This window comes from Bacillus yapensis, from assembly GCF_005280205.1.
GTDB lineage: Bacteria > Bacillota > Bacilli > Bacillales > Cytobacillaceae > Robertmurraya > Robertmurraya yapensis.
On the sequence record NZ_SUND01000015.1, the window covers coordinates 50,662 to 67,334 of the forward strand.

Here is a 16,673-nt window from a genome sequence, read left to right on the forward strand (position 1 = left end):
AGATATTCCCTTATTTTTAAGAGTCCTTGTCTTCTTTCGACTAATTTCTTGCGATTCAAGTAAAAAAGTCTCAAAATGAAGATAAAAAGCATAGGAGGAAATACATAGTGGAAATAGGAATTAGTACATTTGTAGAAACGACGCCAGATGTCAAAACTGGCGAGGTCATAAGCCATGCACAGAGATTACGTGAAGTAGTAGAGGAAATCATTCTTGCTGATCAAGTCGGACTGGACGTCTTTGGTGTGGGGGAACATCATCGAAAAGATTATGCAGCCTCATCCCCAGCTATTTTACTTGCTGCAGCAGCACCACAAACGAAAAAAATCAGACTAACAAGTGCTGTATCAGTTCTTTCTTCAGATGATCCAGTACGCGTATTCCAGGATTTTGCAATGCTTGATGGCATTTCGAATGGACGGGCAGAAATTATGGCAGGACGAGGATCTTTTATCGAGTCTTTCCCACTTTTTGGCTACGATTTAGATGATTATCATGAATTATTCGAAGAGAAGCTAGACTTACTTTTAAAAATAAGAGAATCCGAAAAAGTAACATGGCGTGGAAACCATCGTCCGGCGATTAATAATTTGGGGGTGTATCCACGACCGGTTCAAGATCCGTTACCGGTATGGATTGGAAGTGGTGGAACTCCGCAATCAGTTGTCCGTGCAGGTCAGCTAGGATTGCCACTTGTATTAGCGATTATTGGCGGAAGACCAGTTCAATTCGCTTCCCTAGTCCAGCTTTATAAGCGCGCAGCAGCTCAAGCTGGCCATGATGTGTCTAAGCTACCAGTTGCTTCTCATTCTCATGGTTTTATTGCAGAAGATAACGACACGGCCTGTGAAAAATTCTTCCCACCAACTCAGCAAGCGATGAATGTCATTGGTCGTGAGCGAGGCTGGGGCCATTACGACCGCGCTGCCTTCGATGCAGCAAGAAGTTTCGAGGGAGCCTTATATGTAGGAGATTCAGAAACGGTTGCACAAAAAATCATCCATCTTCGTAAGAATGTGGGCATCACTCGTTTTATGCTTCACGTACCAGTGGGGACAATGCCGCATGAAGACGTGATGAAAGCAATTGAGCTCTTAGGAACGGAAGTGGCACCACGTGTCCGCGAAGAAATCGCTAAATGGGAAGCAGAAACTGGAATAGAATAATTGGAACTTTTTTCAATCCTACACTTTACATTTTCTTTGTAACGGTGTAGGATTTCTATATACCTAAAAATTCTAGGTAGGTGAGAAAATGTTTAATCGTGAATTGGTAAAAGGAAGCACAGCCCTTTTGTTACTCCAGTTGCTTGAAGAGCGGGATATGTACGGCTACGAGCTTGTAAAAGAGCTAGAAAAGCGAAGCAGCAACGAGTTTTCCTTTAAAGAAGGCACTTTGTATCCAGCCCTGCATAAGCTTGAAAAGCAAGAATACATTGAATGCTACTGGCAGGAACAAGAGAAGGGTCCAGCTAGAAAATATTATCGCATCACAGACGCAGGAAAAGAGATGCTGTTAGAGAAAACCCGTGAATGGAACGACTTTGTTTCAGTAATGAACAAGGTGATGGGGAGACAAAAACATGGAACTGCTGAAGAATGAATTTCTAAATGAACTTGCAAGGCAGCTAGGTAATCATCCAGAAAAAGAATCAATATTAATGGAATATGATGCCCATCTGGATGAACTCCTCATCAGCTTTTATGGACAAGTAGAGGAATCAGATATGCGTGAACAAGTCTATTCGCGGTTTGGTACACCAGGAGAAATCGCAGCCATGTGGAAGGAAGAGTTATCGGTCACGCCGAGTAATATGAAATGGCTATTTATTGCTGTGAATATTCTTTTTTTTGGTGGTGGAGGGGCTCTAACTTTAGCTCATAATCTACTTGATTGGAGCTGGCTCACGAGTCTTTGGGATCAGCTGACATCCGTTCCAATCTTAATCGCTCTAATATATATGTTTTTTTGGGCATTGCTTGGCTATGAAATCGGCAAGGGCTTCGGCCATAAAGGGAAACGGTTATTGCGTAATACATTTTTATTAGCGTTAATCCCGAATTTATCCTTAATGATTTTAACGGTGTTCAAGATCATTCCGCATGAGTGGTTCCGTCCGTTATTAACGGAAACCTTTATCATGCTATGCATCCTGTTCACGATTCTTTTATATCCAGTATGTCTTATTAGTTATAAGTGGGGGAAAAAAGCTTCGATCTAAGCTTTTTTTTGGCCTAATACATAGTAATTCTATGTATATAGAATTACGAAATAAATGGAGGATACATCATGGAAATAAAAATTGGGAAGCTAGACTGGATTTTCTTATTGTTGTGTTTAATTGCCGGAGTTGTGGCAGAAGAATCGTTTTTTAGGGGTCAAATAGGTCTCTCTTTCTTTGGCTTCATTGTTGCATTTTACATGTTAGTATTTTGGCGATTTAGAGCCTTTTCCTTTTCCCATCAAAGGCTTGGATACTTTGTGTTGATAGTGATCTGGTTGTTGTCTGCAGGGTATTATTTATACGATGTCATGGCTTTTTACGTATTAAATATTCTTGTGATTCCTGCTCTTGTGATATTCCACCTGGCCCTCATTACAGCGCCAAAAAATATCGAATGGAATCGTCTGTTTTTCATCGGTTATACGCTAAAACGTCTAATTGACAGTATCGTTTTTAATGCGAAATTCGCGAGTCATGCTACTAAGCTTTTTGCAAACAGCAATAAATCAGCTCAACATGAAGCATGGAAAAAGATTTTAATTGGAATTGCGATTTCCATTCCCGTTTTATTTGTTGTTTTGCAGCTTTTAATCTCAGCTGATGCTCAATTTGAAAGACTTATCGGGATGTTGCCTGAGTTGATTAATTTTAGTCCTGAGTATTTTATAAGGTTCATTATTATCTTGTTCTGTACTTTTGGATTCTTTGGTTATTTACAAGTACTTTTACAACGAAAAATTCAAATCCATCCAAGAGAAGTATCTAGTGTAACCCTAGATGGAATTATCACACTAACGGTCCTCTTCCTCCTTAATTTGGTCTATTTATTATTTATTGTTGTTCAGTTCAAGTATTTCTTTAATGGGGCTTTGGCAGATGGTTATACGTATGCAGAATATGCCCGTCGTGGATTTTTTGAATTGCTGTTTGTTACGCTCATCAATTTGACAGTAACAACCATTGTGATTACTTTTACAAAAAATCTATTTGGTGCTTTGAAAAAAGTAATGAAGCTTGCCCTTTCGGTTCTCGTCTTGGCAAGTGGAGTTCTTTTAGTATCAGCTTTTATGAGAATGAATTTGTATGAAGAGGCGTACGGATATACATTTACCCGGGTTCTCGTCGTTTCCTTCATGATATTTCTTATGGTTATTCTTGCTTATACGCTCGTAAAAATCTGGCTCGAGAAGCTTTCATTGTTCCATTTCTATTTCATTGCTACCCTGATTTATTATGCGGGCATTAATATGGTCAATCTCAATAAGGTTGTCGCTGATAAAAACATTGCTCGTTACGAGGAGACCGGGAAAATTGATATTTACTATTTAAGGAATTTATCTGCTACGGGCACTCTCGCCCTAATTGAGCTCTACGAAAAACATCCTAATGTTACAGGGGTAGAGTCTATGCTCCAGCAGCAAAAAAAGGATAGAGTGTATATAAAGAGCCATTCATGGCAGTCACAAAATCTAACGAAGAATCGTGCTTATGAAAGGTTAGGAGAATTGGACTTTTGAACTACCCCTACCTAAAATCCAAATGGATTTTTGAGGAAGGGGATTCCTAAAAAGGCTACTAAAGAATTTAGTAGACCATCGCCCGTTCAACTAAGCAATGGTTTTTCTACTTTTCACCTTTGACAAACCTTTTACCTCCAAGTCTGATAGAGCCCCTTGAGGAAAGAGTTGATTCATTGAGTCAATCTTGTCGCAGGCAAAAAGTTCTATCCGATAGAACGCGTGTTTACGAACATCAGACAGGCATGACGAAACCCACTTCCACTGCGCCCAGTGATGTAGACCTGCTATCTTCTCTGGTAACAGGGAATGCAACACTGGTGGAAGTGTTTCTTTGAAACCCATTGCACGTCGTGCAATCACATAAGAAGCAGCTTGATGAATCGAGATACCCAAACGCTTCATATATTTGATTTTGCCAATTTGGGATGTGTAGGCTGGATTCACATCAAACACGGCTACACCCATTTTCTCTGCGCGGTTTTTAATGGCAGAAATCATCTTATTATATGCAAATTGACTCATCGCTTTATTGGCTTTTCTATTGCCGTATGGATGAGAAACTTTGGATTGGGTGGTATTTAATTTTTCCAAAGCAATAGGTTTATTTAACTTCATTGCTAAATCAACAATGACCACTGCCTTGTTTTCAATGATTTTCGTAATTTGATCAGATGTTTTTCCATCTAAATCGAAAGAAAACACACCTGATTTTATCAGTTGACCTTTTGTGTTGATATTGGACCATGCGACATGGTCTACATTTAAATCCAAACCTAATAAGCCGTCTGCCCGACTAAAATTTTTATGAGGGTTTTCTGGAACATCCACTATACACTTAAAAATATAGTAGTCCCCATGGTCTTCGACAGACCATGCAATGGGTTTGCCGTATTTCTTTTTGTTTTTGCAGCTCATCTGTGTTTCAATTGCGTGGTCAACCTGCTCTTGACCATATGGAAATACAAGGTTTTCAATCTTTATCTTAGTCCCATCCGGGGTAGTGAAATGAAGTTCTCTCGTCTTTGGAATATAACAAAACACAAAATTGCCGACCTTGGCATCTTTTCGTCCACTAATGGTCATTTGATGATAGCGAGCTTGTTCCCAATCTTTTCGCCATTCTTGGTGGTCATTTTGATAGTTTTCCTTTGTGTGTTGAGCCTTGAATAATTTTTTCGTGCCAAAGACTACACTTTTAGTGTTATGTTTTAAGCTTTCTAGCTCCTTTTGCAACCTATCTAATCTGAATTTCAATCGACCTAATCTATTTTTGAAATGAACGATTTGAACATCTAAATAGTCATGTTCAAATTGGTAAGCATGATAGTATATGTCAGATCTAAATTTAAATTTCACCACAAAAAAATGGCCAAATTGTTGTCCTCTGGAGGTTTGAATAAATTTTGGATTTCCGTTTACAAAAGATTGTTTTATTTTTAAAAGAGTCGTTAAATGCCGTTTGGTTGATTTGATTTTCTTTTTCACTGAATCCAATTGAACCTCTTTATTTTGGATATACATTTTTTTAAGCTCATTTTGGGATTTGATTAGGGCGTTTGCTTCTTGAACAGCACTACCTGCATAATGATCATTCAATTGAAAACGTTCTTTTACGGTAAGATGCAGCGATTTTTCTCTTCTCGATTCATTCGAACGTTTTTCTAATACTTGTGTTTGAAATGCGAAGTGTTTAGAACGACTGAACAAAAGAAGGGTATGAGAAATAGAGTCGTTATATTTTTCTGGTAGCTCATTTTTGTATACACGAGTAGAAAAATAGGTTTTCCTCATTTCTCAACCACCCCCCAAAGGAACATCCGTTCTTAATTTTATTTTATCAAATTCTCAAAACGTTGTCCTTTAGATTTCATTTAATTCCGAAATTAGACACAAAGAGCGATTCATCTTCTCCCTACGTTGTTGAGGAAGGAGTCTTCTCGCTAGTGTTGATAAAATTGTTGAGGCGTTCCCAAACGTAATGGGGGCGCTTTTTGCATTAGAAAAGAGTTCATTTTATTTAGTGCAAACGCTTGCGTAAATGATGAAGAAAAATTAGAATAAGGAGGAAGAGGAGGTGCTTGGCTTTGGAAAAGACAAAAGAGCCTTGGTGGAAACGTAGTGTGGTGTACCAAATATATCCGAGAAGTTTCATGGATTCGAACGGGGACGGAATTGGTGACCTACAGGGGATTATTTCAAAGCTTGATTATTTGAAAACGCTGGGAGTAGATGTAGTATGGCTAAGTCCAGTCTATGATTCTCCGAACGACGACAATGGCTATGACATTCGCGATTATCAAGCGATTATGCAAGAGTTTGGGACAATGGATGATTTTGATAAGCTAATAGATGAAGCAAACAAAAGAGACATTCGCATTGTGATGGACCTTGTCGTCAATCACACATCAGATGAGCATGCGTGGTTTGTTGAGTCGCGTTCATCGAAGGAATCGAAATACCGTGATTATTATATTTGGAGAGATGGTGTAGACGGAAATCCTCCAAATAACTGGGGTTCCGTTTTTTCAGGCTCTGCTTGGGAAAAAGATGAACAGACAGATTCATATTATTTACATTTATTTTCGAAGAAACAACCCGACTTGAACTGGGAGCACGAGCCTCTTCGAAAAGACATTTTTGATATGATGACTTTTTGGTTGGATAAAGGGATCGGCGGATTTCGTATGGATGTCATCAATTTTATCTCGAAGGATACGCGCCTTCCAGATGGGGAAAAGCATCCAGGGCAATTGTATGGCAATGGTAGTCCGTACTTCATTAATGGGCCAAAGATTCATTCGTTTTTAAAAGAAATGAATGAGAAGGTTTTGAGCAACTATGATGTTTTAACAGTAGGGGAAACTCCAGGGGCGTCACCGGAGGATGCGAAAGTGTATACGAACCCGGAAAACCAAGAGTTGAATATGGTCTTCACGTTTGAGCATATGGATTTAGATAGCGGACCTTTTGAGAAATGGGATGTTCAGCCATTTGATTTAGTGGCCCTTAAGGAAAATCTAGAAAAATGGCAGCTCTCCTTACATGAAACAGGATGGAATAGCTTGTATTGGAACAACCATGACCAGCCACGTGTGGTTTCTCGATTTGGAAATGACGGAGACTACCGAGAATTATCAGCGAAAATGTTAGCGATTTGTCTTCATATGCTTCAGGGAACGCCATATATATATCAAGGGGAAGAAATCGGGATGACAAACGTAAAGTTTGCCAATATCGAAGACTACCAAGATATTGAAACCCTTAATATGTACAAAGAGAAGCGCGAGCAAGGCATTGCCCATGAGCAGATCATGGCAGGAATTTATGCAAAGGGTCGTGATAATGCACGAACACCGATGCAATGGACACAAGACGGCGGATTCACGACTGGAACACCGTGGATTAAGATGAATCCGAATACTTCTATCATTAATGTAGATGATGCTCTAGACAATCCAAATTCGATTTTTTACACGTATCAAAAGCTGATTCAATTAAGAAAAGAACATGATGTAATCATTCATGGTAGCTTTGAATTATTATATCCAGACCATCCACAGCTTTTTGTGTATAAGCGCAAAATGGGCCAAGAGGAATGGCTAGTTGTGGCTAACTTCTCAAAAGATATTCAAGCATTGGATTGGCAGGCAAGTGCAGGACAAAAGGTAATGATTTCAAACTATGACGATCCACAATTAGATGGAGAAACTATAGAATTACGTCCTTACGAGGCGTTCGTCATCCGATTATAAATATTGCTTTTCATTTTAGAACAGCTATGCTAGGATAACATTAAAGTTGTGCAAACGCTTTCCTAAGGTGCTTTGCATTCTTTTTTCATGTTTATGCAAACGTTTCCCGAGAGTTAATCTTTAATAAAGGGAACACTTAGGAAAGCAAAGGACGTACGCATCCTTTTGTGCCAAGGCGTCTTATTTATATGCAGAAGAATTAAAACATCTGGAGAATGGCACCAGATAGAAAAAGAGGGACAACATGCAGAAAATTTGGTGGAAAGAGACTGTAGCTTATCAGGTCTATCCTCGCAGTTTTCAGGATTCAAATGGAGATGGAATTGGGGATTTAAGAGGGCTTATTTCTAAATTAGATTATATTCAGGAGCTTGGCATTGATGTCATTTGGATTTGTCCGATGTACAAATCTCCAAATGATGATAATGGCTATGATATTAGTGATTATCAAGATATTATGGAAGACTTCGGAACGATGGGAGACTTTGATGAACTTTTGCAAGAGGTTCACAATCGCGGGATGAAGCTGATCATTGATTTGGTCATTAACCATACAAGTGATGAGCATCAATGGTTTATTGAGTCACGCTTTGATAAAGAAAGTGAAAAAAGAGATTGGTATATTTGGCGAGATGGGAAAAACGGTCAAGAACCAAATAATTGGGGAAGTATTTTCGGAGGCTCTGCTTGGCAGCTAGATGAAAAAACCGGCCAATACTACCTACACATTTTTTCGAAAAAGCAACCAGATCTCAACTGGGAGAACAAAGAGGTAAGGGATGCCCTCTATCAAATGGTGAACTGGTGGCTCGATAAAGGAGTCGATGGATTCCGAGTCGATGCGATTAGTCATATTAAGAAAGATCCGACTTTTACAGATATGGAAAAGAAAAAGGGAGCTATATTTGAACCAGCCTGGAAAAAGTATATGAATGTTCCTGGGATTCTTCCATTCTTAGAAGAATTGAAAAACGAAACCTTTGCGAAATATGATATTATGACGGTTGCTGAAGCAAATGGGGTCGGAACCGATGGTATTCACGAATGGGTCGACGAGAACCAAGGCAAGTTCAATATGATTTTTCAATTTGAGCATTTGGGCCTGTGGGATTCTGAAACAAAGCAACTCGACATTTTAGAACTAAAAAAAGTGTTAACCCGTTGGCAAAAAGCTTTAGAAAAAGGCGGATGGAATGCGCTGTTTATCGAGAATCATGATAAGGCACGTAGTGTTTCCACTTGGGGAAATGATGGTCCATATTGGCGCGAAAGTGCGACTGCTCTAGCGACAATGTACTTTTTCATGCAAGGAACACCGTTCATTTACCAAGGACAGGAAATCGGCATGACAAATGTGAAGTTTCCAACACTTGAGGATTATAATGATGTTTCGACGAAAGGGTTATACGCTGATTTATTAGCTCAAGGAAAGTCTCATGATGAGATCATGGAAGTGATTTGGGCGACGAGTCGTGATAATTCTCGGACACCGATGCAATGGTCTACTGAAGAAAATGCTGGTTTTACTACAGGTTCACCATGGCTTGGAATCAATCCGAACTACAAAGAAATTAATGTAGAGCAGCAGCAAAAGGATCCGAATTCAATCCTCAGCTATTATAAAGAGATGATTCGTTTACGAAAAAATCATGAGACTCTTGTATATGGAACTTATGATTTGGTGTTAGAAAATGATCCGTCTCTGTATGCGTATACACGTACGTATGGTTCGGAAAGAGTTATGGTTCTGAGCAATTTAACGGACGAGACTGTGGTTGTGGGCAAGGTAAAGGGTGTTACTTACCGAAGCGAGAACTTGCTTTTAGCAAATCTTGAAGTGGCAGACCATAGTGATATGGAAACGTTAGAACTGGCTCCTTATGAAGCGAGAATCTATAAAATTTAACGAACGCTTTGTCTACGGACAAAGCGTTTTTTTTGGAGAAAAACAACATTTTTTATAAAAATCTCGAACCGACATACTTTTGTCATATTTTCCTTGTATAGTTAAGAAATGAATAACCTAGATCATAGATAAAGGGGAATGGATATGGCAAAAAACAAACTGTTTTGGATTATAGGATCGATGGGGCTCGTTATTATTATTTTAATAGGAGCTTTAGTCTTTTCTTTAAATAATAAAGAAGGATATGCGGCAAGTATTGATGGCGAAAAAATCGGGATGGACGAGCTTCATGAATTACTCGTGACCCAATACGGCGCGGATGGTGTAAACACTTTACTCGCTCAAAAGATCGTGGAAAAGGAAATTGCAAAGAACGACATCAAGGTAACAGATAAAGAAATTGATGCTGAATTAGCCGAGTACCAGGAATACTACGGTGGGGAAGAATCGTTTAATAGTGTTCTTGAGTCTAGTGGTGTGAAATTGGCAGATGTTAAAGAAGATATTAAGAGAAATGTCGCGACGAACAAATTGTTAGAAGATAGAATTGAAATTACAGACGAAGAAATGAAAACTTATTTTGAAGAAAATAAGGCACAATATGGTCAAGCTGAGCAGGTACAAGCTAGTCACATTTTAGTAGAAGATGAGGCAACTGCTAAGGAAGTCAAAGAAAAGCTTGATGCAGGTGAAGATTTTGCTGAATTAGCGAAGGAGTATTCAACAGATTCTTCAAGTGAATCAGGTGGAGATCTTGGCTATTTCGGTAAAGGGGAAATGGTAGCTGAATTTGAAGAGGCTGCATTCTCTATGGAAATTGGTGAGATTAGTGAACCGGTAAAAAGTGAACATGGCTATCACATTATTAAAGTAGTCGACAAGAAGGAAGCAAAAGATGCTGTCTACGAAGATGTAAAAGATGAAGTGAAAGATGCTATTTTCGATACGAAAGCTCAGACAGAATATTCAACATGGTTAAGCGAAAAGATGGAAGAGTATAAGGCTGAAAGTCTATTAAATGCTTAAGTATGAAAATAGGAGCACACCCATTTGGATGTGCTCCTATTTTTTATGCTTCTGATCTCGTTTCTTCCTTTGCAGGTAGAGCACGCTTGATGAAAAAGGCCAATACTAAAGCTAAGAGAGCGATGAATGCTGAAACTAGAAATGAGAAATTAATTCCGTTTAACATTGCTTGATTCATAATTTCAGTCTGCATTTGTGCTGCTGCTTGCTCATTAGGGACGGCTGACGGATCCATCTTAGCCATGGCATCAGCTGCTAATTCCTTCGCTTTCGACTCCGTACGATTATTCATAATCGTAATCAGAAGAGCAGAACCGATTGCTCCAGATACTTGTTGTAACGTATTATTCAATGCAGTTCCATGAGGATTATCCTTCATCGGTAACTGATTTAATCCGTTTGTCATAACAGGCATCATTGTCATCGACATTCCGAAGAAGCGGATAGCGAATAAGATCATAATCGTTGTATAAGAAGTTTCCATATCTAGTTGCGTAAAATAGAAAGTTGTTGCAACAACAATTGTCAGTCCAATCACAGCTAAGATTCTTGCGCCGTATTTATCAAACAGCTTTCCGGTAATAGGAGACATGATTCCCATTACAAGCGCTCCCGGTAGCATTAGCAATCCAGATTCAAACGGTGAAATTCCACGAATCGTTTGGATGTAGATTGGAATTAAGATCATCGATGAAAACATCGCGATTGAAATCACGATCGAAATCGCAGAAGATAAAGCAAACATTGGGTATTTGAAAATGCGAAACTCTAGCATCGGGTCATCCATACGCAACTGGCGTAAGATTAATGCCACTAAACTAATGACACCAACAATAATCGTGCCATAAACCTCTGGACTATCCCAGCCTTTGTCTCCTGCTGAACTAAACCCATAGAGTAATCCTCCGAAAGCTAAGCTAGATAATATTAGAGATAGTACATCTAATTTGATGTCACGCTGTGGTGTAAGATTTTTTAATTTGAAAATACCAAGTAATAATGTAAGAACGGCAAATGGAAGAACGATATTAAAAAGTGTTCTCCAGCTGTAATGCTCTATGATCCAACCTGAAAGTGTTGGTCCTATTGCAGGGGCAACGACCATTACGAGACCAAATATCCCCATTGCAGCTCCTCTTTTTTCAATCGGAAATGCGGAAAGCATGACATTCATTAATAATGGCATCATAACGGCTGATCCAGCTGCTTGAATCAAGCGAGCAAGAAGTAAAACATTAAAGTTTGGTGCAAGACTTGCCAACAATGTTCCAACTGTAAATAAGGCCATGGCTGTTAAGAAAAGACTCTTATTCTTAAATCTTTGAATAAAGAAGGCACTTGCGGGAATTAGAATTCCGTTGATGAGCATGTATCCGTTTGTTAACCATTGTACGGAAGTTGCGTCCACATCAAACTCTACCATGATCGTTGGAAGAGCAATATTCAATAATGTTTCATTGAGAATGGCAACAAAGGCACCGATAAAAAGGATGGCAATCATGCCATAAGGTGGTTTTTGTTCTTGTTTTTCTACCATCTATATCATTCCTACTTTCTTTATATTAGAATCACTTTTCCATATTATACTTGAAGTCTATAATATGCAATCTTTTTCCTACTAGTCTATAATTATGATTATTAACAATAATTTAAATCTGTAATCCATTTTTATACTAACGGTCTAGTTGGAGGAATTATGAATAAAAAGAAGAAGCAAATCATTGAGGGAGCCCATCGTCTTTTTATTGAAAAAGGCTTTGTCCATACCTCCATTCAGGATATTTTAGATGAAGTGAAAATTGCGAAGGGTACTTTTTACAATTACTTCATTTCGAAAAATGAGTGCTTGATCGCGATTTTGGAGTATGCCAAGGAAGAAAGTGAACAGCAACGAAAGGAAATGTCACTTGGGAGAAGGGCAGACGATGAAGAGCTCTTTATTGAGCAAGTTACCATTCGGTTAAAAACAGATAAAAAACATAATTTGATGGCTCTTTTTTCAACGACTTCGTTTATGAGTGACCCAGAGTTACGGGAATTTATGTTCCAACAACATTTGGGCGAGGTTCAATGGGTGGCAGGTCGTCTGATGGATTTATATGGAGATGACATAAGAGAGATTGCTTTTGATCAGGCTGTCATCTTTCTAGGAATTCTTCAGCACTCCTTCCAAGTTACCAAACTTACTTCTCAGAAAAAACATTCGCTTGAAGAAATTATTCGCTATTCTTTACAGCAAGTAAAGTTAATCATACAACACCAAGAACAATCGAGTACCGTGTTATTTCCATTTGAACGAATGGAAAGAGGGGAGAATGAACGATCTTCTCAATTGAAAAAACAAATCGAAAAGCTCATCGAAAACCCGAAGATGAAAGAGAAGATGGAGCTGCTCGAATTTCTTTTAGCGGAATTGCAGAATGAAGCTCCGCGCCTTCAACTGATTGAAAGTGTCTGGAGGACGTTATCTCAATCCGAGGAAAAAATAGAACCATATCGGGAGATGTTGTATACGTTGTGGGAATTCATTGAAAAGAGGAGAAAGTAGTGCTAGCAGGCGCTAGCAACTTGATAGCAAACTGCTAGTGAATTGCTAGCAAAATGATAGCAGCTGCTAGCAGGTTTTTTAGGATATCTATCAAAAATTGTCAAGAGTACCCCTTCTTCAAATTTAAGTTCCAAAAATTAAGGAAGGGGTGAATTGGCGTTTTTTAATAAATTTCATATTAAGGATGGATTTAGAGAACGTGTGTTTGGTATAATCGTATTAAGGGAGGTGTTATAAGTGACCGAGGGGATTAGTGAGAGTAAAAATTACAGTACTCATCAGATTAGGGTAAAAAAAGGGCATAAAATGTATCCATATTTTCAACAGATGACCCAAAATGCTAAGAATTTATACAACACCACGAACTTTTACATCCGCCAAGTCTTTACTTCATTCACCCAAGAAAAGGAACTTCAACCTCTACAACAAGAAGTCGTTGATACGCTCCAACAAAACCTCCAACCAATGAATGACATTCAAATAGTAGCCTATCAAAAAAAACTAAAAATCCAACAAAAGAAACCAAAAGAAAAGCAAAAAGAAGTGAAATTAAACGAATTTGTAACACCGACAAAGGATAATCCGTATGTAGACTACAATTTTCTGGACGCATTATTCAAACGTATTGGACAACCTGATTACCGTTCACTCCCCACCCAATCAAGCCAAGGAGTGATGAAAGTTGTATTCCAAAATTGGAAATCCTTTTATGCTAGTTTAGCAGACTACAAACTAAATCCAACAAAATATAAGGGAAGACCTAAAATCCCAAAATATTGTCGTTCAGAAGAAAAAGAGATCCTCTTTACCAATCAGGATTGTGTCATTAAAAACAACAAACATCTAAAATTTCCTAAAACGAAAGAACGATTGAATATCGGGAAATTGGCTCTTTCAGAAGGAAAGTTAAAACAGGTTCGAGTGATTCCAAAACACCATGAATATATGGTGGAGTTAGTCATGGAAGTCCAATCGGAACAGGAAATATTAGTTGATAACGGAAGATATATGAGTATTGATCTTGGGATTGATAATTTGGCAACCATCGTGACAAATACAGGTAGAAATCCTGTATTAATCAAGGGCCAAAATATCAAATCGATCAATCAATACTATAATAAAAGAAAGGCCCACTATCTCGGGATATTAAGACACGGAAAACAACCTAGTGAAGGAATATTTACATCGAAACGATTAGAGAAATTGCATCAAACGAGATCATTCAAAATAAAGGATATTTTTCATAAAGCAAGCTATCGAATTGTTCAGATTGCTTTAAATGAGAATATTAACACCATCATCATCGGTCAAAATAAAGAGTGGAAACAACAAATACACATCGGAAAACGAAATAATCAATCTTTTGTCCATATTCCTCATTCTTTACTAATCAGTATGATTGAATATAAAGCAGTTCGTAATGGAATTAATGTCATTGTCACGGAAGAATCCTACACCTCTAAGGCGAGTTTTCTAGATGATGATGTACCGACATATGGCGAATGTAGTAATAAAATTCAATTTTCAGGGAAACGGATTCAGCGTGGTTTATATCGCACTGAACGTGGTCTACTGATTAATGCGGACGTGAACGGTGCAGCCAATATATTAAAAAAGGTACTTGTAAAATTGAAAGACAAGCAGGAATTCAAGGTAGAAACGGTTCAAATATGGGAACCACAGAAAATGATCATATAAAAAGAAGTCCCAAAGGCATGACCGATGGGATAGAGGGTCTGGGTGTGAATACACCAATGTGACAGGTCCAATGCTTGTTAAACGTTCGGATTACTTAGAAACTTGAAGTGAATTCGATCGATACAGCAGAAACCCCTTCCTCAAAAATGGTTAGCATTTTAGGTGGGGGAGTATTCATGGATGGTAAGGCAAACCTATATTGAGGTGGCTAATCCACGAAATCGGATATGGTGGTTCGAAAAACAGGCTTCGAGCTTCGAGAGACGAATTAGATGAAGGAACGAAAAAAGCGTGGTATAACTTTAAGATGAGTAATCCAAACTTCTGAGTATGAATCAGCTAGAAGGAGTGTCAAAAAGTGAGCAATATTGAAGAAACAAAACAATCGATTTTAGAAGCATTGCAGTTCAGACATGCAACGAAAGAATTTGATCCAACTAAAAAAATATCCGTTGAGGATTTTCAGTTTATTTTAGAGGCAGCTCGACTTGCTCCAAGCTCTGTCGGTTATGAGCCATGGAAGTTCTTGATTGTGCAAAATAAGGAATTGAGAGAAAAGCTACGAACGGTATCATGGGGATCTCAAGGTCAGCTTCCAACAGCTAGCCATTTTGTACTCATTCTTGCAAGAACGTCGAAGGATACAAAGTATGACAGTGAATATGTTAAGAATCAAATGCTGAATGTGAAGCAGTTTCCACAAGAGATTTTTGAACAAATGCTCGTGCGTTATAAAGCCTTTCAGGAAGATGATCTGAACCTACTTGAAAGCGAAAGAACGATGTTCGACTGGGCAAGTAAACAAACATACATCGCGCTATCCAATATGATGATGGCAGCCGCGCAAATTGGGATTGATTCCTGTCCGATTGAAGGCTTCGATTTTAAAAAAGTTCAAGCAATTTTAGAAGAAGAAGGACTGACAGAAGAGGGTCATCTAGCTATTTCGGTGATGGCTGCATTTGGCTATCGTGTCAGAGAGCCTCGTCAAAAAACGCGAAAGAAAATGGAAGACATCGTACAATGGGTGGAGTGAGCTAAGGTAAAAAAAGCTGTGCAGAAGGTTAAGTTAACCTTTCACACAGCTTTTTGAATTTAGCCAATCTACGTCTAGCTCCAGCGGTTGTTCAAGGCGCTTACGCTTTTGGTCTTAAAACCCAGCATTCATTACTTCAGGGTCTGATCCAACGCGTTCATCTTTATTTAGACCGTCGATTTTTTCCATATCCTCGTGTGAGAGTTCAAAATCAAAGATGTCTGCATTTTCAATGATGCGGTGCTCTTTAATGGATTTTGGGATGGTTACGACTTCGTTTTGTAAATCCCATCGTAAAATCACTTGAGCAGCTGATTTTCCATACTTTTGTGCGATTTCATTGATGGTTGGGTCATCTAATAATTGACCCTGTTTTAGTGGTGACCATGCTTCAAGCTGAATGCCATGATTTTGGCAGAAGCTTTTCAACTCTTTTTGAGCTAAATGAGGATGATATTCAACCTGGTTTACCATCGGTTTAATCTCTGCATCTTCAAGCAACTCTTCTAAATGGTGGACATGAAAATTACTTACGCCAATTGCACGAACGCGTCCATCTTTATATAGCTTTTCAAGTGCTTTCCAAGTTGCCTTGAAACGCTCTTTATCTTGTCCAGGCCAATGGATTAAGTAGAGATCCAAATAGTCTAAGCCCAATTTTTGAAGGCTGGTTTCAAAAGCTTGAAGAGTGGATTCATAACCTTGATCCGCATTCCAAACTTTAGAGGTTACAAACAATTCTTCTCTCGCTACGCCGGATTCACGAATGCCTTGTCCAACGCCTTCTTCATTTTGATAAATAGCCGCTGTATCGATGCTCTTATAGCCGTTCTTGATTGCTGCCTTAACAGACTCGACTACCTCGGATCCTTCTTTTACCTTAAATACGCCAAGGCCAAACCATGGCATTTTGACTCCGTTATGTAGTGTAGTAGTATCCTGTAAACTTGTTGGCATGGTGTG

13 protein-coding genes are annotated in these 16,673 nt (G+C 38.7%); 10 read left to right on the top strand and 3 right to left on the bottom strand.

Annotated features, from left to right (window positions below):
* The first annotated feature begins 107 nt into the window (after positions 1 to 107).
* The 4 genes from FAR12_RS16865 to FAR12_RS16880 all read left to right on the top strand — a co-directional run bounded on the left by FAR12_RS16865 (position 108) and on the right by FAR12_RS16880 (position 3,741).
* Complete coding sequence (locus FAR12_RS16865; protein WP_126409980.1) at positions 108 to 1,166, top strand: LLM class flavin-dependent oxidoreductase; 1,059 nt, start codon at positions 108 to 110, stop codon at positions 1,164 to 1,166.
* A gap of 88 nt (positions 1,167 to 1,254) precedes the next feature.
* Positions 1,255 to 1,602, top strand: a complete 348-nt coding sequence (locus tag FAR12_RS16870; protein ID WP_126409981.1) for a PadR family transcriptional regulator — start codon at positions 1,255 to 1,257, stop codon at positions 1,600 to 1,602.
* Positions 1,583 to 2,221 (top strand): HAAS signaling domain-containing protein, encoded by a 639-nt coding sequence (locus tag FAR12_RS16875; RefSeq protein WP_126409982.1) that lies wholly within the window; start codon positions 1,583 to 1,585, stop codon positions 2,219 to 2,221. Before FAR12_RS16870 ends, FAR12_RS16875 begins: the two co-directional genes overlap by 20 nt.
* Before the next feature lie 68 nt (positions 2,222 to 2,289).
* Complete coding sequence (locus FAR12_RS16880) at positions 2,290 to 3,741, top strand: DUF4153 domain-containing protein (RefSeq protein WP_126409983.1); 1,452 nt, start codon at positions 2,290 to 2,292, stop codon at positions 3,739 to 3,741.
* Positions 3,742 to 3,831: 90 nt separating this feature from the next.
* Here the strand turns inward: FAR12_RS16880 and FAR12_RS16885 are convergent, their stop codons facing one another.
* On the bottom strand, positions 3,832 to 5,535 hold the full coding sequence (locus FAR12_RS16885) for an IS200/IS605 family accessory protein TnpB-related protein (RefSeq protein WP_126409984.1): 1,704 nt from the start codon (positions 5,533 to 5,535) through the stop codon (positions 3,832 to 3,834).
* Positions 5,536 to 5,894: 359 nt separating this feature from the next.
* Between FAR12_RS16885 and FAR12_RS16890 the strand changes: the two genes are divergently transcribed.
* The 3 genes from FAR12_RS16890 to FAR12_RS16900 all read left to right on the top strand — a co-directional run bounded on the left by FAR12_RS16890 (position 5,895) and on the right by FAR12_RS16900 (position 10,428).
* Positions 5,895 to 7,496, top strand: coding sequence for a glycoside hydrolase family 13 protein (locus tag FAR12_RS16890; RefSeq protein ID WP_246010431.1), 1,602 nt, complete (start codon positions 5,895 to 5,897; stop codon positions 7,494 to 7,496).
* Between the two features lie 244 nt (positions 7,497 to 7,740).
* Positions 7,741 to 9,402 carry a glycoside hydrolase family 13 protein gene (locus tag FAR12_RS16895; protein WP_126409986.1) on the top strand — a complete coding sequence of 554 codons (1,662 nt, stop codon included), beginning with the start codon at positions 7,741 to 7,743 and terminating at the stop codon, positions 9,400 to 9,402.
* Positions 9,403 to 9,546: 144 nt separating this feature from the next.
* Positions 9,547 to 10,428: a peptidylprolyl isomerase gene (locus FAR12_RS16900; RefSeq protein ID WP_126409987.1), complete on the top strand. Its 882-nt coding sequence runs from the start codon at positions 9,547 to 9,549 to the stop codon at positions 10,426 to 10,428.
* A 43-nt stretch (positions 10,429 to 10,471) separates the two neighbouring features.
* Here the strand turns inward: FAR12_RS16900 and FAR12_RS16905 are convergent, their stop codons facing one another.
* Positions 10,472 to 11,965 (bottom strand): DHA2 family efflux MFS transporter permease subunit, encoded by a 1,494-nt coding sequence (locus FAR12_RS16905; RefSeq protein ID WP_126409988.1) that lies wholly within the window; start codon positions 11,963 to 11,965, stop codon positions 10,472 to 10,474.
* A 159-nt stretch (positions 11,966 to 12,124) separates the two neighbouring features.
* On the opposite strand from FAR12_RS16905, the gene FAR12_RS16910 reads away from it, so the two are divergent.
* From FAR12_RS16910 to FAR12_RS16920, 3 genes are all read left to right on the top strand, one after another.
* Entirely contained in the window at positions 12,125 to 12,976 is an 852-nt protein-coding gene (locus FAR12_RS16910; RefSeq protein ID WP_126409989.1) for a TetR/AcrR family transcriptional regulator, read from the top strand.
* A gap of 306 nt (positions 12,977 to 13,282) precedes the next feature.
* The gene (locus FAR12_RS16915; RefSeq protein WP_126410067.1) at positions 13,283 to 14,674 is read left to right on the top strand and encodes an RNA-guided endonuclease InsQ/TnpB family protein; all 1,392 of its coding nucleotides are present in this window, start codon (positions 13,283 to 13,285) and stop codon (positions 14,672 to 14,674) included.
* 367 nt (positions 14,675 to 15,041) lie between these two features.
* Complete coding sequence (locus FAR12_RS16920; RefSeq protein ID WP_126410068.1) at positions 15,042 to 15,710, top strand: NAD(P)H-dependent oxidoreductase; 669 nt, start codon at positions 15,042 to 15,044, stop codon at positions 15,708 to 15,710.
* Between the two features lie 114 nt (positions 15,711 to 15,824).
* Here FAR12_RS16920 and FAR12_RS16925 read toward each other — a convergent pair whose 3' ends face one another.
* Positions 15,825 to 16,667, bottom strand: a complete 843-nt coding sequence (locus FAR12_RS16925) for an aldo/keto reductase (protein ID WP_126409990.1) — start codon at positions 16,665 to 16,667, stop codon at positions 15,825 to 15,827.
* Between the last annotated feature and the right edge of the window lie 6 nt (positions 16,668 to 16,673).